The organism is Streptomyces cucumeris (assembly GCF_024295805.1).
GTDB classification, from domain to species: domain Bacteria; phylum Actinomycetota; class Actinomycetes; order Streptomycetales; family Streptomycetaceae; genus Streptomyces; species Streptomyces cucumeris.
The window spans coordinates 1-21,151 of record NZ_JANCLX010000049.1 but is presented as its reverse complement, the minus strand read 5'-3'; the positions used below and the strand labels follow the sequence as shown (position 1 = coordinate 21,151).

18 protein-coding genes, 1 rRNA gene and 1 riboswitch are annotated in these 21,151 nt (G+C 69.8%); of the genes, 5 read left to right on the top strand and 14 right to left on the bottom strand.

Going from position 1 to position 21,151, the window contains the following annotated elements:
- Positions 1-145: 145 nt before the first annotated feature.
- The gene (locus NMK44_RS38900; RefSeq protein ID WP_254752401.1) at positions 146-2,533 is read right to left on the bottom strand and encodes an ATP-binding cassette domain-containing protein; all 2,388 of its coding nucleotides are present in this window, start codon (positions 2,531-2,533) and stop codon (positions 146-148) included.
- Positions 2,534-2,741: 208 nt separating this feature from the next.
- On the opposite strand from NMK44_RS38900, the gene NMK44_RS38895 reads away from it, so the two are divergent.
- On the top strand, positions 2,742-3,170 hold the full coding sequence (locus NMK44_RS38895; RefSeq protein WP_254752399.1) for a helix-turn-helix transcriptional regulator: 429 nt from the start codon (positions 2,742-2,744) through the stop codon (positions 3,168-3,170).
- 10 nt (positions 3,171-3,180) lie between these two features.
- Entirely contained in the window at positions 3,181-3,597 is a 417-nt protein-coding gene (locus NMK44_RS38890; protein WP_254752397.1) for a VOC family protein, read from the top strand.
- A gap of 25 nt (positions 3,598-3,622) precedes the next feature.
- Here the strand turns inward: NMK44_RS38890 and NMK44_RS38885 are convergent, their stop codons facing one another.
- Complete coding sequence (locus NMK44_RS38885; RefSeq protein ID WP_254752395.1) at positions 3,623-5,125, bottom strand: glutamate-cysteine ligase family protein; 1,503 nt, start codon at positions 5,123-5,125, stop codon at positions 3,623-3,625.
- A 454-nt stretch (positions 5,126-5,579) separates the two neighbouring features.
- Here NMK44_RS38885 and NMK44_RS38880 point away from each other — a divergent pair, with 454 nt between their 5' ends.
- Together NMK44_RS38880 and NMK44_RS38875 are read left to right on the top strand one after the other, a co-directional pair.
- The gene (locus tag NMK44_RS38880; protein ID WP_254752393.1) at positions 5,580-6,167 is read left to right on the top strand and encodes a hypothetical protein; all 588 of its coding nucleotides are present in this window, start codon (positions 5,580-5,582) and stop codon (positions 6,165-6,167) included.
- A gap of 263 nt (positions 6,168-6,430) precedes the next feature.
- A complete protein-coding gene (locus NMK44_RS38875) occupies positions 6,431-6,637 on the top strand; it encodes a DUF5999 family protein (protein WP_302889135.1) in 207 nt (68 codons plus the stop codon).
- A gap of 135 nt (positions 6,638-6,772) precedes the next feature.
- Here the strand turns inward: NMK44_RS38875 and gcvP are convergent, their stop codons facing one another.
- A complete protein-coding gene (gene gcvP, locus NMK44_RS38870) occupies positions 6,773-9,685 on the bottom strand; it encodes an aminomethyl-transferring glycine dehydrogenase (protein WP_254752389.1) in 2,913 nt (970 codons plus the stop codon).
- Positions 9,686-9,870: 185 nt separating this feature from the next.
- A riboswitch (glycine riboswitch) is annotated at positions 9,871-9,969 on the bottom strand.
- Positions 9,970-10,094: 125 nt separating this feature from the next.
- Here gcvP and NMK44_RS38865 point away from each other — a divergent pair.
- Positions 10,095-10,412, top strand: a complete 318-nt coding sequence (locus NMK44_RS38865; protein ID WP_069873699.1) for a PRC-barrel domain-containing protein — start codon at positions 10,095-10,097, stop codon at positions 10,410-10,412.
- On the opposite strand, the gene NMK44_RS38860 is transcribed toward NMK44_RS38865, so the two are convergent.
- The 11 genes from NMK44_RS38860 to rrf form a co-directional block, all read right to left on the bottom strand.
- Positions 10,388-11,893 (bottom strand): DNA polymerase IV, encoded by a 1,506-nt coding sequence (locus tag NMK44_RS38860; protein WP_254752387.1) that lies wholly within the window; start codon positions 11,891-11,893, stop codon positions 10,388-10,390. The genes NMK44_RS38865 and NMK44_RS38860 overlap by 25 nt on opposite strands.
- An 88-nt stretch (positions 11,894-11,981) precedes the next feature.
- Positions 11,982-12,611 carry a MerR family transcriptional regulator gene (locus NMK44_RS38855; protein ID WP_254752385.1) on the bottom strand — a complete coding sequence of 210 codons (630 nt, stop codon included), beginning with the start codon at positions 12,609-12,611 and terminating at the stop codon, positions 11,982-11,984.
- A gap of 214 nt (positions 12,612-12,825) precedes the next feature.
- Positions 12,826-13,299, bottom strand: a complete 474-nt coding sequence (locus NMK44_RS38850) for a bifunctional nuclease family protein (RefSeq protein WP_014058684.1) — start codon at positions 13,297-13,299, stop codon at positions 12,826-12,828.
- Between the two features lie 52 nt (positions 13,300-13,351).
- A complete protein-coding gene (gene ftsR, locus NMK44_RS38845) occupies positions 13,352-14,044 on the bottom strand; it encodes a transcriptional regulator FtsR (protein WP_374215406.1) in 693 nt (230 codons plus the stop codon).
- Positions 14,045-14,184: 140 nt separating this feature from the next.
- Entirely contained in the window at positions 14,185-15,039 is an 855-nt protein-coding gene (locus NMK44_RS42835) for an FHA domain-containing protein (RefSeq protein WP_374215405.1), read from the bottom strand.
- A 130-nt stretch (positions 15,040-15,169) separates the two neighbouring features.
- The gene (locus NMK44_RS38830; RefSeq protein ID WP_254752382.1) at positions 15,170-16,279 is read right to left on the bottom strand and encodes a DUF881 domain-containing protein; all 1,110 of its coding nucleotides are present in this window, start codon (positions 16,277-16,279) and stop codon (positions 15,170-15,172) included.
- Between the two features lie 5 nt (positions 16,280-16,284).
- Entirely contained in the window at positions 16,285-16,617 is a 333-nt protein-coding gene (locus tag NMK44_RS38825) for a small basic family protein (RefSeq protein ID WP_014058688.1), read from the bottom strand.
- Positions 16,614-17,558 carry a DUF881 domain-containing protein gene (locus NMK44_RS38820; RefSeq protein ID WP_254752380.1) on the bottom strand — a complete coding sequence of 315 codons (945 nt, stop codon included), beginning with the start codon at positions 17,556-17,558 and terminating at the stop codon, positions 16,614-16,616. The genes NMK44_RS38825 and NMK44_RS38820 overlap by 4 nt, the downstream gene beginning before the upstream one ends.
- Before the next feature lie 107 nt (positions 17,559-17,665).
- Entirely contained in the window at positions 17,666-20,161 is a 2,496-nt protein-coding gene (locus tag NMK44_RS38815) for a mannose-1-phosphate guanyltransferase (protein WP_254752378.1), read from the bottom strand.
- 110 nt (positions 20,162-20,271) lie between these two features.
- A complete protein-coding gene (clsA, locus tag NMK44_RS38810) occupies positions 20,272-20,880 on the bottom strand; it encodes a cardiolipin synthase ClsA (protein WP_254752376.1) in 609 nt (202 codons plus the stop codon).
- Positions 20,881-21,027: 147 nt separating this feature from the next.
- Positions 21,028-21,144 (bottom strand): 5S ribosomal RNA (gene rrf / locus NMK44_RS38805).
- Between the last annotated feature and the right edge of the window lie 7 nt (positions 21,145-21,151).

Sequence of the window (21,151 nt, the reverse complement as noted above, 5' to 3'; positions counted from 1 at the left end):
GAGCGCCCGCACCGTCCGCCACCTGGACGGCCGAGGGGCACCCCGGCCTCACCGGCCCTTCCCGACCGGACAATACGTGGTCGCCGGGGTGGACGTACGGCGAGGCCGGAGGTTGCGGAGCGGGCGCCCGCGCGGCGCGCGGGCCTCAGCCGCCGACGTAGTCCGCGAGGTGCTCACCGGTGAGGGTGGAACGGGCGGCGACCAGGTCGGCGGGGGTGCCCTCGAAGACGACCGAACCGCCGTCATGACCGGCTCCGGGGCCGAGGTCGATGATCCAGTCGGCGTGCGCCATCACCGCCTGGTGGTGCTCGACGACGATCACCGACTTGCCGGAGTCCACCAGCCGGTCGAGCAGCCCGAGCAACTGCTCGACATCGGCGAGGTGCAGACCGGCGGTCGGCTCGTCGAGGACGTAGACACCGCCCTTCTCGGCCATATGCGTGGCCAGCTTCAGCCGCTGCCGCTCACCGCCGGACAGCGTGGTGAGCGGCTGGCCGATGGTGAGGTAGCCGAGCCCGACATCGGCCAGCCGTTCCAGGACTCGGTGCGCGGCCGGAACGCGCGCCTCCCCGGCGCGGAAGAACTCCTCCGCCTCGGTCACCGACATCGCGAGTACCTCGCTGATGTCCCGGCCGCCGAGCCGGTGGTCGAGGACCGCCGGCTGGAAACGCTTCCCCTCGCAGTCCTCGCAGGTGGTGGCCATACCGGCCATCATCGCCAGATCGGTGTAGATGACCCCGGCGCCGTTGCAGGCGGGGCAGGCACCCTCGGAGTTGGCGCTGAACAGCCCCGGCTTCACACCGCCCGCCTTGGCGAACGCCTTGCGGATCGGTTCGAGCAGTCCGGTGTACGTCGCCGGGTTGCTGCGCCGCGAACCGCGGATCGGGGTCTGGTCGACCGACACCACGCCCTCGGCGGCGGGGATCGAGCCGTGGACGAGGGAGCTCTTTCCGGAACCGGCCACGCCGGTGACGACGGTCAGCACACCGAGCGGGATGTCGACGTCCACCTCGCGCAGGTTGTTCGCCGTGGCGCCGCGGATCTCCAGCGCGCCGGTGGGCTTGCGCACGGTCTCCTTGAGCGAGGCCCGGTCGTCGAAGTGACGGCCGGTGACGGTGCCCCCGGCCCGCAGCCCCTCGACGGTCCCCTCGAAGCAGACGGTGCCGCCCGCCGCCCCGGCACCGGGGCCGAGGTCGACGATGTGGTCGGCGATGGCGATCGTCTCGGGCTTGTGCTCCACCACGAGCACCGTGTTGCCCTTGTCCCGCAGCCGCAGCAGCAGGTCGTTCATCCGCTGGATGTCATGGGGGTGCAGACCGGTGGTGGGCTCGTCGAAGACGTAGGTGACATCGGTGAGCGAGGAGCCGAGGTGGCGGATCATCTTGACCCGCTGCGCCTCGCCGCCCGAGAGCGTGCCCGATGCCCGGTCCAGCGAGAGATAGCCCAGACCGATCTCCACGAACGAGTCGAGGGTGTGCCGCAACGCGGTGAGCAGCGGTGCCACCGACGGCTCGGTGAGACCGCCGGCCCATGCCGCGAGGTCCCTGATCTCCATCGCGCAGGCGTCCGCGATGGAGATCCGCTTGATCTTCGAGGAGCGGGCCCCCTCGCCGAGCCGGGTGCCGTCGCACTCGGGGCAGGTGGTGAAGGTGACCGCGCGCTCCACGAACGCCCGGATATGCGGCTGCATCGCCTCCTTGTCCTTGGACAGGAACGACTTCTGGATGCGCGGGATCAGACCCTCGTAGGTCATATTGATCCCCGCGATCTTCCGCCGGGTCGGCTCATGGTGCAGGAAGTCCTGCAGCTCCTTCTTGGTGTACCTGCGGATCGGCTTGTCCGGGTCGACCAGGCCCGACTCGGCGTAGAGCCGGTGGTTCCAGCCGCCCGCCGTGTAGCCGGGGATGGTGAGCGCGCCCTCGCTGAGCGATTTGGTGTCGTCGTAGAGCTGGGTGAGGTCGATGTCGGAGACGGCTCCGCGGCCCTCGCAGTGGACACACATACCGCCGGTGCGCTGATAGGTCGCCTTCACCGTCTTCTTGGCGCCGCGCTCGACGGTGATCGCGCCGCTCGCCCGCACCGAGGCCACATTGAAGGAGTACGCGCTGGGCGGGCCGATATACGGCTTCCCGAGTCTGCTGAAGAGGATGCGCAGCATCGCGTTGGCGTCGGTGGCGGTGCCGACGGTGGAGCGGGGGTCACCGCCCATCCGCTGCTGGTCGACGGTGATGGCGGTGGTCAGCCCGTCGAGGACGTCGACCTCGGGCCGGGCCAGCGTCGGCATGAAGCCCTGGACGAAGGCGCTGTAGGTCTCGTTGATCAGCCGCTGCGACTCCCCGGCGATCGTGTTGAACACCAGCGAGCTCTTGCCCGAGCCCGAGACACCGGTGAACACGGTCAGCCGGCGCTTGGGGATCTCGATGCTGACGTCCTTGAGATTGTTCTCCCGCGCGCCATGGACACGGATCAGATCGTGGCTGTCGGCGGCGTGCGGCACAGGCGACCGCTGATCCTTCTGCTGGGCCTTGCTCATGGGATCTCCATCTGTGTCGGCGCCTGGCTCGCTCTGACCGGCTTCGAGCAGTATTTCTGGTTCTCTTCGATCCGGCTTTCTCCGGAGGGCACCGGCGGAGACGCAGCACGGGCCGTCAGCCTAGGCAGGCTCCGGTGACCGGTGCTTCTCCATTCCTGACCGGTCCGCCCATGGCTCGCGGCCCGCGGCGCCATGCGAAACTGATCCGGTGAAACGGCAGGATCTCGACGATCTCGTCCGGCTGCGGCGGGCCCGTGACCGGATGGACCGCGACTACGCGGAACCGCTCGACGTCCCGGCGCTGGCGCGCGGCGCCCTGATGTCGCCGGGCCACTTCTCCCGCAGCTTCCGCGCCGCCTTCGGCGAGACGCCCTACGGCTACCTCATGACCCGCCGTGTCGAGCGGGCCAAGGCACTGCTGCGGCGCGGCGACCTCACCGTGACCGAGGTCTGCTTCGCGGTCGGCTGTACCTCCCTGGGTTCGTTCAGTTCGCGCTTCACCCAGCTGGTCGGCGAGAGCCCGAGCGCCTACCGGGCCCGCAGTCATGATCATGGCGCCGCGATCCCGGCGTGCATCGCCAAGATCCACACAAGACCGGTCAGGAACGGAGAAGCGCGCCCCGCCGCTCAGCCGTAGCGTGAACGGCATGACCATCACGCTGTCCCAATGCTTCATCGCCGTCGACGACCATGACAAGGCGATCGCCTTCTACCGTGACGTACTCGGCCTCGAGGTCCGCAACGACGTCGGTTTCGAGGGGATGCGCTGGGTGACCGTCGGGGCGCCTTCCCAGCCGGATGTGAACATCGTCCTGGAACCGCCCCTGGCCGACCCCAACGCCTCGCCCGACGACAAGCAGGCCATGGCCGAGCTGATGGCCAAGGGCATGCTGCGCGGCGTCATCTTCGCCACCGACGACTGCGACGCCACCTTCGAGCGCATCAGCGCCGCGGGCGGCGAAGTGCTGCAGGAGCCCATGGACCAGTTCTACGGTGTGCGCGACTGCGCGTTCCGCGACCCCGCGGGCAACCTGCTGCGCTTCACCCAGCCCCTGGCGAAGTGAGCCCCGGCCGGCCCCCTGTCCGGCGTCAGCCGGACAGGTCGGTCGGCCAGGTGTGCACCGGTGCGTCGGTGCGCATCAGGGCGCAGTAGCGGCGGGTCATGGCGGCCAGCGCCGCCTCCCGCCCCAGTCCGCTGCCCAGCGCCCGGTGATAGGTCGCGGCCTGCCAGGACGCGCCGTTGGTCCGCAGTTTGCAGCGCTCCTCGATCACCCCGAGATAGCGGTCGCGGTCGGCGGGTTCGACGCCCCAGCCGTCCAGTCCGGCCGCGGCCAGCGGCAGCAGCTCCTCACGTATCAGCCGGACCGCGGGGGTCCGGGCCAGGGCGGCCGAGCGGCCGGGCTTTGGCCACTGGAGGACCGCGTCGATACCGTGGCGGCAGGCCGCGTCGAAGTTGTTCGCGGCGGCGGTGAACGGCAACCGCGACCACACCGGGCGGGGTTCCTCGGCCAGTGCCCGCACCAGTCCGTAGTAGAAGGCCGCGTTGGCGATGACGTCGGTGACGGTGGGACCCGCGGGCAGCACCCGGTTCTCCACGCGCAGATGCGGCACCCCGCCGGCGATGTCGTAGACCGGCCGGTTCCAGCGGTAGATCGTGCCGTTGTGCAGGACCAGTTCATGCAGGGCGGGCACCCCGCCGTCGTCCAGCACCCGCAGCGGGTCCTCGTCCTGACCGGTCGACAGCAGCGGGGGGAAGTACCGCAGGTTCTCCTCGAACAGCTCATAGGCGTCGCTGATCCAGCGCTCACCGAACCAGGTGCGCGGCCGGACGCCCTGGGCGGCGTACTCCGGTGGACGGACGTCGGTGGCCTGGAGGAACAGCGGTGGCCTGGACTCCCGCCACACCTCCCGCCCGAAGACGAACGGGGCGTTGGCGCCCACCGCGATCTGCACCGCGGCCACCGCCTGCGCCGCGTTCCACACCGCCGCGAACCGCCCGGGCGTGACCTGGAGATGGAGCTGTACCGAGGTGCAGGCGGCCTCGGGGGCGATCGAGGAACTGGCGTAGGTGAAGCGCTCCTGCCCCTCCATGTCGATGAGGAAATCCTCGCCGCGGGCCGCCAGCATCTGTTCGTTGAGGAGTTTGTAGCGATCGTCGTAGGACAGGTTCGCCGATCCCAGGTCCCGGGCGGCGAGGGTGGGCAGAATTCCGATCATCACGATCTCGGAGGACACTTCCCGCGCCTTGCGGTCGGCATATGACAACCCGGTTCGAAGCTCCTCCGAGAGCTGATCGAGAACCCTGCCGTGCAAACGGTGGGGCACGATGTTCACTTCAAGATTGCACTGCCCGAGTTCCGTCTGGAAATCATGGCTCGCGATGCGCTCCAGAACCTCCGCGTTCATCATCCTGGGCATCCCGTCGGCACCGGCGAGATTGAGTTCGATCTCCAGCCCCATGAGATTCCGCGGGCGGTCGAATCGCTTCTCCGCCAGGAGCCGGCCGAGCCCGTCCAGGCACTGCCGGAGCCGACCGCGCTGCCGCTGCCGACCGGACGGGTCGAACTCACCGGCTACGACCTTCTCCCCCATCGAAGCGTCCTTCCTCGTGTGGATCACCGGCATCAGCCGCGTACACCACGCTCGATGATGCCCACCAATGTGATCGATAACGCCCCGCGCGGACCCCCCAACCGGTACGCTCTCAACCACGGCGCAAAGGGCCGGGAAATGCACCGGCGAGATCCAGCCTACCGCGATGGTGACAAAAAGCCAGGTCATATCCATGCATCTGGCACAGAATCGGGGAAAATCCCCACGCCTGCGCGGTCCTGAATACCCCTTGTCGGCAATACCGCGCACAGCTAGCGGAAACATGCCGGGAACATAGTTCGTATAAACTCGGTTAACGAGGCGGAGAGATAACGCCCGGACAGTTTGTCCCGGCGCCCTCTGACCCGCGTATGACCCCCGCACACCGACAGCGTTGTCGGCACAACGGCCCGCTGCCGCTTCACCGTGTCTCCTGAGTGAGAGGCCACCCACCATGCCGCTGCTCGTGCCCCCGGCTCCCGCGCCCGCCCTGCGCAGCGTCCTCACGGCCCTCGGTTCCCCCACCGCCGTCCATGAGGTCCGCACCCCGGGGCTCGCCGCCCTTCCGGGCCCCTTCGATCCTGAACTCCCGCTGCCCGTACACGTCTTGGACGCCATCAACGCACCCTCGGGGTCACCGCGGACCCGGCTCCATGGATGGCGCTTCATGATCCGTGACGAGGGCCGTACGGTGGCCGCCGCCGAGGCCGTACTCACCGCGGACGGCTGGGCGTTCTCGCACTTCTCCGAGGGGCCGTACGTCGCATCGGCCGAACTGGCCCTGCGCGAGGCGGAGTCGCTGCCGACGGGCTACCAGCCGAGGCTGCTGTCGATCCCGGAGATGTACATGGTCACGCTGTGGCTGCACGAGAACCCGGCGGCGGAGGCGGCCGACGGCTCGCTGGGCGCGGGCGACCTCCTGGTGCCGCTGGCCCCGGCGCCACCCGGGATCGCGGCCCACCGGGCACACCGCGCGGCGGATCTGCTGCCCGCCCTCACACTGCGGCTCACCCGGGCACCACTGTTGGGCCAGCCTGCCTGACCAGTGCGTTCACCAGGAGCGGAGCGCCCTGTGACCACCGGGTCACAGGGCGCTCCGCTGCGTCCTGGTAACAGTCCCGCCGCGATGAACCGTCCGGACGGGTGATGCGTCATTATCTAGCAAGACCGGTACCGCTAAATCCCTGCGGAATCCGGCCCGTAGGGCAACACTGGGTGCAACCGACCTACTCACCACGGGGGGCGGCCATGAACGCCGCGAAGAACCGCAGCACCTTCACCACACCGCAGCGAAAGAACCCTGCCATGTGCCAGCACCAACCACCCTGTCCGTCAGCCGACTCCGCCGACCGGGAGGCCGCCCATCTGGTGGCGCACCATCCGGAGCAGGGCTGGAGCCTGCTGTGCAACGGCGTCCTGCTCTTCGAGGACACCGGTGAGCTGCTGCCGGACGGACGCGTCATCGCTCCGTGCCGCCCGCGCGGTTCCGAACACGTGGTGACCGCCGCCTAGACGTCACCCGACCGCCGCCTTGGCCCACACGGCCGAGGACGGCAGAAACACCGGGGCCGGCCCGGCGCCTTCGCCGAACCGGCCCCGCATCCCGGGGTGCCCGATGGCACCCCGTTCGCATGTCCAGCCCCCGGATCAGCCCTCGTAGGAGTCCAGCGGCGGGCAGGAGCAGACGAGGTTGCGGTCCCCGAACGCCCCGTCGATCCGCCGCACCGGCGGCCAGTACTTGTCCGCGGCCGACACCCCGGCCGGGAACACCGCTTCCTCCCGGGAGTACGGGTGGTCCCACTCCCCGCCGAGCGCCGCGGCGGTGTGCGGAGCGTTCCGCAGCGGGTTGTCCTCCTTGGCCCATTCGCCCGAGGCGACCTTGTCGATCTCCGCGCGGATCGCGATCATCGTCTCGCAGAAGCGGTCCAGCTCCGCCAGGTCCTCGCTCTCCGTCGGCTCGATCATCAGCGTGCCGGCCACCGGGAACGACATGGTGGGCGCGTGGAAGCCGTAGTCGATCAGCCGCTTGGCCACATCGTCGACGGTCACACCGGTCGCCTTGGTGAGCGGGCGCAGATCGATGATGCACTCATGGGCCACCAGACCGCCGGGGCCGGTGTAGAGCACCGGGTAGTGCGGCTCCAGCCGCTTGGCGATGTAGTTGGCGCCCAGCACCGCGACCTGGGTGGCGCGGCGCAGTCCCTCGCCGCCCATCAGCCGGACGTACGCCCAGGAGATCGGCAGGATGCCCGCGGAACCCCACGGGGCGGCCGAGACCGGGCCGACGCCGGTGGCCGGACCGGCGGCGGGCTGCAGCGGGTGGTTGGGGAGGAACGGCGCCAGGTGCTCGCGCACCGCGACCGGGCCCACGCCCGGACCGCCGCCGCCGTGCGGGATGCAGAAGGTCTTGTGCAGGTTGAGGTGCGAGACGTCGCCGCCGAACCGGCCCGGCTCGGCGAGCCCGACCAGCGCGTTGAGGTTGGCGCCGTCCACGTAGACCTGGCCGCCCGCGTCGTGCACGGCGGCGCAGATCTCGGTGATGTGCTCCTCGAACACCCCGTGGGTGGAGGGGTAGGTGACCATCAGGACGGACAGTTCGTCGCCGTGCTTCTCGATCTTGGCGCGCAGGTCGTCGGTGTCCACCTCGCCGTCCTCGCCGGTCTTCACCACGACGACCTTCATGCCCGCCATCACGGCGCTGGCCGCGTTGGTGCCGTGCGCGGAGGACGGGATCAGACAGACGGTCCGCTGGGTGTCGCCGTTGGCCCGGTGGTAGGCGCGCACGGCCAGCAGCCCGGACAGCTCACCCTGGGAACCCGCGTTGGGCTGGAGGGAGACCTTGTCGTAGCCGGTGACGGCGGCCAGCCGCTCCTCCAGCTCGCGGATGAGCGTCAGATAGCCCTGGGCCTGCTCGATCGGCGCGAACGGGTGCAGGGCACCGAACTCGGGCCAGGTGACCGGCTCCATCTCGGTCGTGGCGTTGAGCTTCATGGTGCACGAGCCGAGCGGGATCATGCCCCGGTCCAGGGCGTAGTCCCGGTCGGAGAGCCGGCGCAGATAGCGCAGCATCGCGGTCTCGGAGCGGTGCTGGTGGAAGACCGGGTGGGTCAGATAGGCGTCCCCGCGCAGCAGCTCCTGCGGCAGCGCCTCGCCCGCGGCGGCGTCCAGTTCGTCTATGGAGGGGATGCCGCTGCCCTCACCGCTGCCGCCGTCGACGCCGAAGGCGGACCAGACGGCGGCGAGCTGGGCGCGCCCGGTGGTCTCGTCACAGGCGATGCCGACGTGGTCGGCGTCGGTCAGCCGCAGATTCACCCCGGCCTCGCGGGCCGCGGCGACGACGTCGGCGGCGCGGCCGGGCACCCTGGCGGTGAGGGTGTCGAAGAAGGCGCCGTGCGCGACCTCGACCCCGCCCGCGCGCAGCCCCTCGGCCAGGACGGTGGCGTAGCGGTGGGTGCGGCGGGCGATGACCGCCAGCCCGTCGGGACCGTGGTAGACCGCGTACATCCCGGCCATGACGGCCAACAGGACCTGGGCGGTGCAGATGTTGCTGGTGGCCTTCTCCCGGCGGATGTGCTGCTCACGCGTCTGGAGGGCCAGCCGGTACGCCTTGTCGCCGTCGGCGTCGACCGAGACCCCGACGAGGCGGCCGGGCAGGCTGCGGGCGAAGGTGTCCCGGACGGCCATGAAACCGGCGTGCGGGCCGCCGAAGCCCATCGGCACACCGAACCGCTGGCTGTTGCCGACCGCGATGTCCGCGCCCAGCTCACCGGGGGAGGTGAGCAGCGTGAGGGCGAGCAGATCGGTGGCGACGGTGACGATCGCGCCGAGTTCATGCGCCCGCTCGATGACCGGGCGGGGGTCGCGCACCTCACCGGAGGCGCCCGGGTACTGGAGCAGCACGCCGAAGACACCGCGCTCGGCGACCTCCTCCGGGATGCCCCCCGACAGATCGGCGACGACGACCTCGACCCCGGTGGGCTCGGCCCGGGTCTGGATGACCGCGATGGTCTGCGGCAGACAGTCGGCGTCGATCAGGAAGACGCCTTCCTTGACCTTGCCGACGCGGCGCGAGAGCGCCATCGCCTCGGCGGCCGCGGTGCCCTCGTCCAGCAGCGAGGAACCGGCGGTGGGCAGCCCGGTCAGCTCGGAGACGACGGTCTGGAAGTTGAGCAGCGCCTCCAGCCGGCCCTGGGAGATCTCCGGCTGGTAGGGGGTGTAGGCGGTGTACCAGGCCGGGTTCTCCATGACGTTGCGCAGGATCACCGGCGGGGTGAAGGTGCCGTAGTAACCCAGGCCGATCATGGACGGCAGCACCTGGTTGCGGTCGGCGAGACCGCGGAGCTCGGCGAGGACCTCCGGCTCGGTGCGGGCCGGGGGCAGGTCCAGAGCCTCGGTGCTCTTGATGACGTCCGGTACGGCCGTCTCGGTCAGCTCGTCGAGCGAGCCGAACCCGACCTGGGCGAGCATCTTGGCCTGCGCCTCGCTGTCGGGACCGATGTGGCGCTGCTCGAACGGAGTACCGCGCTCCAGATCGGAGAGCGAGATGCGGTTGGCGGTCATCTGCGGGGGCCTCCTGGTCTCACGACCGACGAGGGGCACCACGGCGCGGGTGCCCGGACGGCCTCCCCCTCTGTCATCAACCTGAGAGCTTCACCGGCCCGCTTACCGTGACCGGCTTTCACCGTCGGTGAGGAGGGGTTTCGGGGCGACGCCCGCCCGTGACCCACCCTGCTTTCCAGAGTGACCTCATCCGCACGGTACGTGTGCCTGAGAGATTCCGGGGAGGATTTGCTCCTTCGGCGTCTCCGTCAGCGATCGACGGAGAACTCTCCCGCGCGGGGTCTACAGCCACAGCCAGCGTACCAGCGCATCTGTCGCACGGGCGGGGCCCCGACCGCTCGAGTGGACGCGCGACGTGATGTGGCTTTTTGTAGTTATCACTGGACAATTGCCACCTGTGGGAGAGAGCGTGCAGACCGATATCGACCCGCGGACCCTGATCGGCCGCAAGGCATTCGACCGCGAGGGCGCCAAGATCGGCACCGTGGACGAGGTCTATCTCGACGACGCGACCGGCGAGCCCGAATGGGCGGCGGTACGCACCGGACTGTTCAGCCGTGATGTGTTCGTACCGCTGGAACCGAGCGAGGTCGTCGGCGACACGCTCCGGGTGCCCTACGAACGGGCGCTGATCAAGGACGCCCCCGACTTCGGGGTGGGCCGCCATCTCTCACCCGAGCAGGAGCTCCAGCTCTACCACCACTACGGACTGGACGTCACCGGCTGACCCCGGCCGGAGCCCTGGACCCGGTCGGAGTCAGGGGCCGCAGCGGCGCCGGGGCCGTCGGAAGCGGCGGGCCCGGCCCCGGCCCCGCCGGGCTCCAGCAGCGGCAGCGGCTCACCCGGCTCCAGCGCCGGGTCGTCCACGGCGAACGTCCGCACCCGGCCGGGCCCGGACCAGGGCGTCTCGAAGCGCACCGTCACCCGGCCCACCCCACTGCCCTGCACCCATCCCTCACCGAACTCGCTGTGCCGTACATCCGTCCCCGGCAGCCAGCGCCGCGGCGCTCCGGGGTGCTCGGCGGCCCCCTCCGCGCCCGCTCCCGGGCCCTCGGGGCCACCGCCGCCCGGAGCCGCCTCCCCGCCCTCCGGCGCCTCATGAGCGGCCCGCGCCGCCTCCGCGGCCTGTGCCGCCTGCGCCGCCTGTGCGAACAGGTCCTCCTGGGTGAAGTCCGCCAGACCGCTCACCCCCACGCCCAGCAGCCGCACACCCGCCGTGGTGTCCACGCCCTCCAGCAGCCGGGCCGCCGCCTCCCGCACCACCGCGGGGTCGTCCGTGGGACCCCGCAGCGTCTCCGAGCGGGTCATCGTGGAGAAGTCGTACCGCCGCACCTTGAGCACGATCGTGCGCCCCGAATGACCCGCCGCGCGCAGCCGCCCCACACAGCGGTCGGCGAGCCGCGCCACCTCAAGCTGCACCCGGGTGCGGTCGGTCAGATCGACGTCGAAGGTGTCCTCCACCGACACGGACTTGGTATCCCGCTCCGCCACCACCGGGCGCTCGTCCCGTCCGCAGGCCATCAGATACAGCGACGCCCCGTGTGCCCGGCCCAGCAGCCGCACCAGCTCCGCCTCGCCCGCCTCCCGGGTCTCCAGCACGGTGTGGATCCCGGCCCTCCGCAGCGCCTCGGCCGTGGCCGGACCGACGCCCGGCAGGGTGCGCACGGACAGGGGCGCGAGCAGCTCCCGCTCCGTACCCGGCTCGATGACCACCAGGCCGTCGGGCTTGGCCCGCTCCGAGGCGATCTTGGCGAGCATCTTGGACCCGGCCAGCCCGACCGAACCGGTCAGCCCCGTCACCGCCCGTATCTCGGTCCGCAGCCGCTCCCCCACCGCCCGCGCGGCGCCGACCGATGGCTCGGTGCCGCCCGCCTCCAAGTCCACGAACGCCTCGTCCAGGCTCAGCGGCTCCACCAGCGGCGACAGGGTGTGCAGCAGCGTCATCACGGCGTCACTCACCCGGCGGTACAAGGTGAAGCGGGGGGTGAGATAGGCGGCGTTCGGACACAGCCGGCGGGCCTGCGCCATCGCCATGGCCGAATGGACCCCGAACACCCGCGCCTCATAGGAAGCCGTGGCGACCACGCCCCGCGGCCCGAGGCCACCCACGATCACCGGTTTGCCGCGCAGGCTGGGCTTGGCCGCCTGCTCCGCCGCGGCGAAGAAGGCGTCCATGTCCAGATGCAGGATCGTCGGCGCGGCCCTCACATCTCCGATGCTGCCCTACGCCACTGACATCCGGGCCGTACGGGCCAGGCGCTCCCCCGGCCACCGCCGGGAGGAGCCCCCCGTCCCGTCAGCCCGCCCTGTTCCGGCGGCGGGCCAGCTCATCGGCGGGGTTGTTGCCGACCAGCGTCTCGCCGGTGTCCACACGCTCCCCGTGGAGCTGGGACAGCGCGCTCTCGACATCCCGCCACACCACGCCGACCGCGATCCCGAAGACGCCCTGACCACCCTGGAGCAGGTCGACGACCTCATCGGGCGAGGTGCACTCGTACACGGTGGCGCCGTCACTCATCAGGGTCATCTGGGCGAGGTCGTCCAGCCCGCGGGCGCGCAGGTGCTGGACGGCGGCCCGGATGTTCTGCAAGGACACACCGGTGTCCAGCAGCCGCTTGACGATCTTCAGGACGACCACGTCCCGGAAGCTGTACAGCCGCTGGCTCCCCGAGCCGTAGGCGGGCCGTACGCTGGGCTCCACCAGGCCGGTACGGGCCCAGTAGTCCAGCTGGCGGTAGGTGATACCCGCGGCCGCGCACGCGGTGGGTCCGCGGTAGCCGACCCGCTCCGTCCCCTCCGCGGCGGGCTCCCCGCCCGGCGGCGCGACCTGTGCCGCGACCCGAGCCTTGAGTGCCGGTTCGGCCGGTGCGCCCCCCTGGAGCGCAAACGGACCGCCGGCCGCCGTGCCGTCGCCGGTGCTTCTCACGCCGACCTCCGTCCTCGACCTGCCATCTTGAAGGTAGGCAGTCACCCGGGGTGCGTCAACGATCGCCACACTCGCCACGCCGAGTGATAATCACCCTAAGGGTGGTTTCCCGTGTCCCTCTTCCGGGAAAGGCTACTCGAATGCTCTAGCGAGGACCGGCATTCGTGGCCACTTGTTGTCACGGCATGTCTTGTTGTCACGGCATGTCGGAGGCTTACTGGCTGCTGGTCCCGAAATCCTCGGGCGAGATCTGGTCGAGGAACTCGCGGAACTTCTCGACCTCGTCCTCCTGCTCGTCCGGGATCGCGATGCCGGCGTCGTCCAGCACACCGTCGCTGCCGTAGATCGGCGTCCCGGTCCGCAGGGCGAGCGCTATGGCGTCGGACGGCCGTGCGCTGACCTCGACACCGCTGGCGAACACCAGCTCCGCGTAGAAGACCCCCTCGCGCAGGTCCGTGATCCGGACCTCGGTGAGCTGCTGGCCGACCGCTTCGAGCACGTCCTTGAAAAGGTCGTGGGTCAGCGGGCGCGCCGGTGCCATGCCCTGCTGGGCGAAGGCAATCGCTGTCGCCTCCCCTGGTCCGATCCAGATGGGGAGGTAGCGGTCGCCTCCCACTTCGCGCAGGAGCACGATCGGTTGGTTGGAGGGCATTTCCACCCGGACACCCACGACGTCGAGCTCGTTCACACAGCAACCCTAGGACGTGCGCGGTCGGTTTGGATAGTCGGGGCCCAGCCGCTCAGTGCGCCTGGGCCCGCAGAGCGGTCTGCACAAGGGCCGCATGAAGCCGTACGGAGAGGGTGGCAAGCTCCCGTGCACTGGCCTCCGCATGGGCCCTGGTCTGCGGATTTCGATGCAACCGCAACGGGGCGACGAGCTGCTCGACCAGCCCGGCCTCCCGCTCGGCCGACGCTTTCATGATCCGCAGATGGCGTGGCTCCAGACCGAAACGGCCCAGCTCGGCGAGGAGCCGGGCGACGGTCACCGCCTCGCTGTCGTATCCGCCGTCCCCGGTGGCCACGATCAGACCGTAGGACTCCCATTCGGCCAGCTCCGCCTCGCCGACCTCGGCCGCCGCCAGCAGCTCGGCGCGGCCCACCCGGGCGGCGGTGGGGCCCTCCGGGGGCGCCTCGGACGCCGGGTCCAGCAGCTCGCGCCCCGGCTCCCCCTGCGCACCGGCGGGCAGCGGTGGCCGCTCACCGCGCTCCAGGGCCTCCAGATGCTCCCGGATGACCTTGAGCGGCAGATAGTGATCACGCTGCATCCGGAGGATCACGGCGAGCCGCCGCACATCCTCCTGGCTGAATTTGCGATACCCGGAGGGGGTGCGGCGCGGCTCCACCAGCCCCTCGGACTCCAAGAAGCGGATCTTGGAGAGGGTGACCTCGGGGAACTCGTCCCGCAGCAGATTCAGCACGGTGCCGATGCTCATCGTCCGGCCACCCGCGGGGGGGGGGGCGGGGGGGGCCCCCCCCCCCCCCGGGGGGGGGGGGGGGGCCCGCCCCCGGGGGGGGGGGGGGCCGGCCCCGCCCCCCCCCGACGGTGTCTGAAGCATGGACCTCCCCTGACGGGTCAGATGCCGACGCCTCGCTGGCTCGGGTAGAAGACCAGCCGGTACTTCCCGATCTGCACCTCGTCACCGCTGGCCAGGACCACCGGCGCATCGATCTGCTCGCGGTTCACGTACGTCCCGTTGAGGCTGCCGACATCCACGACGGTGAAGCTGCCGTCCTGGCCGCGCCGGAACTCCACATGGCGGCGGGAGACCGTGACGTCGTCCAGGAAGATGTCGCTCTGCGGGTGGCGGCCGGCCGTGGTCACATCGCTGTCCAGCAGGAAGCGACTGCCGGAGTTGGGGCCGCGGCGGACCACCAGCAGCGCCGATCCCAGGGGCAGCGCCTCGACGGCGGCCTGGGCCTCGGGGCTGAGCGAGGGCAGCTGCGTCTGCCCGGTGACCTCGGCGTCGTACGCCTCGAGACCGGAGATCGAGATGGTCGAGGTGGTCTCGGACGCACGCTCGGACGGGGCACCGCCCCGCAGGGGCGCGCCACAGTTGGAGCAGAACCGGCTGGCCTCGGCATTCCGATGCCCGCACCTCGTACAAACAGGCAAGCCGAACCCTCCACCACTCGAGGTCGATGGTTCTTCGAAACCTATGCGTCCGGCCGTCGAGGGGTCAACAGAAGACGCGCCCCGTCCGCCCGAAATGTCGCCGCCCTGCGGACCACCGACCTGATCCCGGAACAGCGGGCGCTCCTCGCTCCCCCCTCCGCTCTCTTCCGCGGCACGCGGGGCACGGTGGCGGGCGGTGCTGCTGCCGCCGTCCTGGCGAGCACTCTTGCCGAACAACTTCCCGAACAATTTCACGGGCGATTCCCCTTGACTGAAACAGACCCGCCCGTGGGGCAGGACAAACCCTCTACGCACACACCAGACGGTCCGGACACCCTCACAACGTCCGTGACCACCAGACAGTTTCCATCACGCGGGACTCTTCCGGTGCGTTGACCCCCCGCGTCCACATGGTCTCCCTGAGAGACCCTCATTTCGAACCGCCTCACCGTGATGACGACCGAGCGTAGTCAGGCCGCTTCGTGGACCGCAAGGCATCCACAATGATCTTCTTCTGCCGCACGATGGACACAGTGGCCTGCTCCTTCTCCAGACTCTGCACCACACCGCCCGGAATGTTGAGCGCCGGCTCCAGATCCTCCGGCTTGCCGATCACCTTGACGACGTACGGGCGCGTCACCCTCCGTCCATCGATCTCGACCCCTCCGCCGGTGTCCGCGAAGTAGGTGTTCGCGACGACCCGGACATTGCCGATCTGGATCGCCTCCGCGCCCGCGGCCCGCAGTTCCTGGACGGTGTCCAGCAGCATGTCGGCCTCCACGGCGCCCCGGGAGTCGTTGATCGTCATCGTGATCCCGGGTCCCTGGGCACCGACCGTACCGGCGAGCACCCCGAGCTGCTGCTCCTTCTGGAGCGTCTGCTTACGGGCCTCCTCGGCCTGGTCCGAGCTGTTCTCCAGTTCGGTGCGCTGCCCCTCCAGACGGCGCTTCTCGTCCTGGAGCCGCTGGGTGCGGTCGTCCAACTCGTCGAGGATCCGCACCAGATCCTCCTGGCGGGCGCCGCGCAGCACGCTGTTCTCGTTGGTCGAGCGCACCTGGATGGCCAGACCGAGGCCGAGTCCGAACAGCAGCAGGGCGACGATCAGCTGGGCACGCGTCATCCGGGGCGGCCAGAGGCCCTTCACCAGGCGCTGACGGCCGGTGAGCGGCTCCTCCGCGTCCTCCTCGGCCGACCGGTCGGGCGCGGGCCCCGCGGCGTCGTGGGCACCCTTACGCGGCTCCTCGCCGGACGGGGCGGCGGACTGCTCGTCCCCGGCACGCTCATCGCGCGGCCGCTCGGGCGGAAGCGGGCGTCCGGCCGCGGCGGGACGATCGGCCGTGCCCGGCTCATCGGATTGCGGTCGGGACGTCTGAGGCCCACGGGACTGCTGAGGCTTCTGGGGCTGGGACCGCTCGGGCCGCTCGCCCGGGCCGTTCCGCTCCGGGCGCCCCTGGCTCCCGGCCTCCGGCTCAGGTCGCTCGGTCCGCTCAGGTCGCTCGGGTCGCGGCTCCTGTCCGGGCCGCTCCGGCTGCTCGGGGGTGTTGTCAGTCGTCATCGGCCTCACGCCCGGAACACATGGCGCCGGATCGCGGCGGCATTGGAGAAGATCCGGATACCGAGGACCACCACGACCCCCGTGGACAGCTGGGCGCCGACGCCCAGCTTGTCGCCCAGGAAGACGATCAGCGCGGCCACCACCACGTTGGACAGGAACGACACGACGAAGACCTTGTCGTCGAAGATGCCGTCCAGCATCGCGCGGAAGCCGCCGAAGACCGCGTCGAGTGCCGCGACGACAGCGATCGGCAGATAGGGCTCGACCACCGTCGGCACCACGGGTCGGACCACAAGTCCGACCACGACTCCCACGATGAGGCCCAATACGGCGATCACGATGTGCCCTTCCCTGTGTCGGCGGTTTCGGCGCCACCCTTGCCCGCGCCACCGGCTATCGGTTCCGCGGTACGTACGATCAGACTCGGCGCGGCCGGGAGCCGGACCGTGTCCTGGGCGGTAATGCTGGTGCGGATGTCGTAGTTCTCCTTGAGGACATGGAGATACTGTCCGTCGGCACTGTCCTGGAAGCGGGTGCTCAGCCGCTGGCCGTCCCCCACCGCGAGCACCGTATAGGGCGGCGCCAGCGGCTTGTTGTCGACCAGTATGGCGTCACCGGCGGCCCGGATCGCCGACAGTGCGGTCAGCCGCTGACCGTTGATCGAGACGGCTTCCGCCCCCGCCTCCCACAGCCCGTTGATCACGCGTTGCATGTCGTGGTCGCGGACCCGCCCGGTGTCGGAGAAGTCGGAGCGCTCCCGCGGCCCCCCGCCACTGCTCTCGGCGTGCTTGGCGTCATTGACGACCAGCTTCAGACCGGGACCGGTCACCTCGGTCGCCCCCGACAGCAGCGCGACCAGTTCCCCCTTGTCCCCGCCGTGCTTCTCCAGCGCCTGCCGCTGCATCTCCCCGACCTCGTCGCGGAGCTCGTCCACATTCTCGGTGAGCTCGTCCGCATCCGCGTTGCCCCGCTCGATGCGGTCGATGAGCTCCTCCCGCTCCTTGGCGAGCGTGGGCGCAGATATCCGCGCCTCGGCGGCCCCGATCGTCACCACGACCGCCACCAGCACCAGGCCGAAGGCCAGCCCCAGCTTGGCGCGCAGCGTCCGGGGCAGCCTCGAGCGCCCGGTTTCGCCGCGCCGTGCCGCCGCCTCCGCATAGCCGTCGTCGAGGCTGTGGTCCATCACATTGGTCAGCAACGACATGGACGCGTCGAGACGCGGGCGCGGGCTCGGCGATGCTGTGCTCCGAACGGGGGGCTCCTGCGACATGCCGCACATCGTCGCACGTCGGGGGCGCCGTCACCCAATGGCCCCACCGGCGTGCCGGATCCGGGGCCGCGAGGCGGCGCCCCGACGCGCGCAAAGGCGACGGAACGCCCCCCAGGTCAGCGCCCCGCGCTGTCCACGACGCCCGACCACTCGTCCAGCAGGGCCTGCGCGGAGGCGTCGTCCGGACCCTCGGCCCACAGATGGGTGACGGCCTCGGCCGGATCGGGCAGCACCATCACCCAGCGTCCGTCGGCCTCGACCACGCGCACCCCGTCGGTGGTGTCCACCGACCGGTCGCCCGCGGCCTCCACCACATGCCGCATCACCAGGCCCTTGACCGCCCAGGGGGTGGCCAGATCACGACGCTGCACATGGGCGCGCGGGATCCTGGCGTCGATCTGACTCAACGTCAACTGCGTACGTGCCACCAGCCCGATGAGCCGCGCGAAGGCCGCCGTGCCGTCGAAGACGCTGCTGAACTCGGGGATGATGAAACCGCCGCGCCCGTCGCCACCGAAAACGGTCGTATCCGCGCGGGCCACCCGGGTCAGGTCGTCCGCGGCCGTGGTCGTCCACTCCACCTGGGTGCCGTGGTACGCCGCGACCTGCTCGGCGATACGGGTGGTGGTGACCGGGAGCGCCACCTGTCCGCTGCGCCGCTCGGCGGCCACCAGGTCCAGCATGACGAGCAGCGCCCGGTCGTCCTCCACGATGCGGCCGCGCTCGTCCACCAGGGACAGCCGCTCACCGACCGGGTCGAACCGCACCCCGAAGGCGGCACGGGCCGAGGCGACGATCTCACCGAGCCGAGCCAGGCCGGAACGGCGGGCGTCGGCGGTCTCCGTCGGACGGGACTCGTTGAGACCCGGGTTGATCGTCAGGGCGTCCACCCCGAGTCGGCCGAGCAGGCTGGGAAGGACCAGACCGGCACTTCCGTTCGAGGCGTCCACGACGACCTTGAGACCGGACTCGGCGATACCGCTGATGTCCACGGCCCGCAGCAACGACCCGGTGTACGAGTCGAAGACGCTGGACGGGAAGCTGAGGTCACCGATCTCGCCGGGGAACGCCCGGCGGTACTCCTGGCGCGCGTACACCCGGTCCAGCTTGCGCTGGCGGGTGGCCGACAGATCGGCGCCGCGCTCGTCGAAGAACATGATGTCGACCGAGTCCGGCACCCCGGGTGAGGTACGGATCATGATGCCGCCTGCGCTGCCGCGTGCGGTCTGCTGACGGGCCACCGGCAGCGGTACGTTCTCCAGGTCCCGCACATCGATGGCGCTGGTCTGCAGGGCGGAGATCACCGCCCGTTTGAGGGCGCGCGCACCACGGGAGTGGTCACGTGCCGTGGTGACCGTGGAGCCCTTCTTCAGGGTGGTCGCGTACGCCCCGGCCAGCCGCACCGCGAGCTCCGGGGTGATCTCCACGTTCAGGATCCCGGAGACCCCTCGGGTGCCGAACAGATGGGCCTGGCCCCGGGACTCCCAGATCACCGAGGTGTTGACGAAGGCGCCCGCCTCGATGGTCTTGAACGGATACACCCGGACGTTGCCCTGGACGATCGACTCCTCGCCGATCAGGACTTCATCACCGATGACCGCGCCGTCCTCGATCCGGGCGGCGCGCATGATGTCGGTGTTCTTCCCGATGACGCAGCCGCGCAGATTGCTCTGCTGGCCGACGTAGACGTTGTCGTGCACCACCGCCTTGTGGAGGAAGGCACCGGTCTTCACCACGACGTTGGAACCGACGACGGTGTGCTCACGGATCTCGGCGTCCGCTTCGACCTTGGCGTAGTCGCCGATGTAGAGCGGGCCGCGGAGCACGGCGTCCGGATGGACCTCGGCGCCTTCGGCGACCCAGACACCGGGCGAGATCTCGAATCCGTCGATCTCGACGTCGACCTTCCCCTCGAGGACGTCGGCCTGGGCCTTCACATAGCTCTCATGGGTGCCTACGTCCTCCCAGTAGCCCTCGGCGACATAGCCGAAGATCGGCTTGCCTTCCTTCATGAGCTGCGGGAAGACATCGCCGGACCAGTCCACGGGAACATCGGGCTCGACGTAGTCGAAGACCTCCGGCTCCATGACGTAGATGCCGGTGTTGACCGTGTCGGAGAAGACCTGGCCCCAGGTGGGCTTCTCCAGGAAGCGCTCGACCTTCCCGCCCTCGTCGACGATGGTGATGCCGAATTCCAGCGGATTGGGGACACGGGTCAGACAGACGGTGACGAGCGCACCCTTTTCCTTATGGAAATTGATCAGCTCGGTCAGGTCAAAATCTGTCAGGGCATCACCGGAGATGACCAGAAAGGCATCGTCCTTGAGTGCCTCTTCCGCGTTCTTGACGCTGCCGGCGGTACCGAGTGGCTTCTCCTCGTTGGCGTACGTGAGCTCCATGCCGAGCTCCTCGCCGTCACCGAAGTAGTTCTTCACCAGGGAGGCGAGGAACTGGACGGTCACCACGGTCTCGGACAGCCCATGCCGCTTCAGCAGCCGCAGCACATGCTCCATGATGGGCCGGTTGGCCACAGGCAGCAGCGGTTTGGGCATGGTCGAGGTCATCGGGCGCAGACGAGTTCCCTCGCCTCCCGCCATCACGACGGCCTTCATGTCGGAAGCGTCCTCCTTGAAGAGACGACGGTCATGCCGACCGCGCACGCCCGATGGCCCTGGGCCGCGCTACGGGCACCCGGCCTCCACAGGCTGGCGCAACAGCGAGCTCAGTCGGCCGCGGCGTCCGCCCTGACAAGTCGGCGGACCTGAACCACGTAGAGGACTCCTGCCCACCAATAGAGTGTTGTACCCCATCCGGCGAACGCCCATCCGAAAATGGCGGCGGTCGTGTGAAGCCAGCCGGTTCCATCACTCAGAAGGAGCAAGGGGAAGGCGTACATCAGGTTGAACGTGGCAGCCTTGCCGAGGAAGTTCACCTGGGGTGGCGGATAGCCGTGACGGCGGAGGATCCACACCATCACGAGCAGCACCAGCTCCCGGGCGAGAAGTACCGCCGGCAACCAGATGGGCAGGATCTCGCGCCAGGTGAGGCCGACGAGTGTAGACAGAATGTAGAGGCGGTCGGCCGCCGGATCGAGGATCCGGCCGAGACTGGAGATCTGGTTCCAACGGCGGGCCAGCTTGCCGTCGAGATAGTCGCTCACACCGCTGAGCAGCAGAACCAGCAGGGCCCAGCCATCGCTCTTGGGCCCGCCGAACTCGGGCCGGAGAATCAACCACAGGAAAAGCGGCACGCCGAGGAGGCGCGCGGCGCTGAGGATGTTCGGGATCGTGAGTACACGGTCCGTCTGAACGCGTGTCTCCTGGACCTCCACCCGGGAGCCTCCTGCGAGAACGTTCCGATGATGCTTCATGACCTTACCGGTAGGGAGGTACCACCCTCGCACCGGGTCGGGACCACAGAGACAGCAAAAAGCCCCCGACGGGAATTGATGTTCCCTTCGGGGGCTTTTGCACAAATTGTTCGGCGGCGTCCTACTCTCCCACAGGGTCCCCCCTGCAGTACCATCGGCGCTGAAAGGCTTAGCTTCCGGGTTCGGAATGTAACCGGGCGTTTCCCTAACGCAATGACCACCGAAACACTAT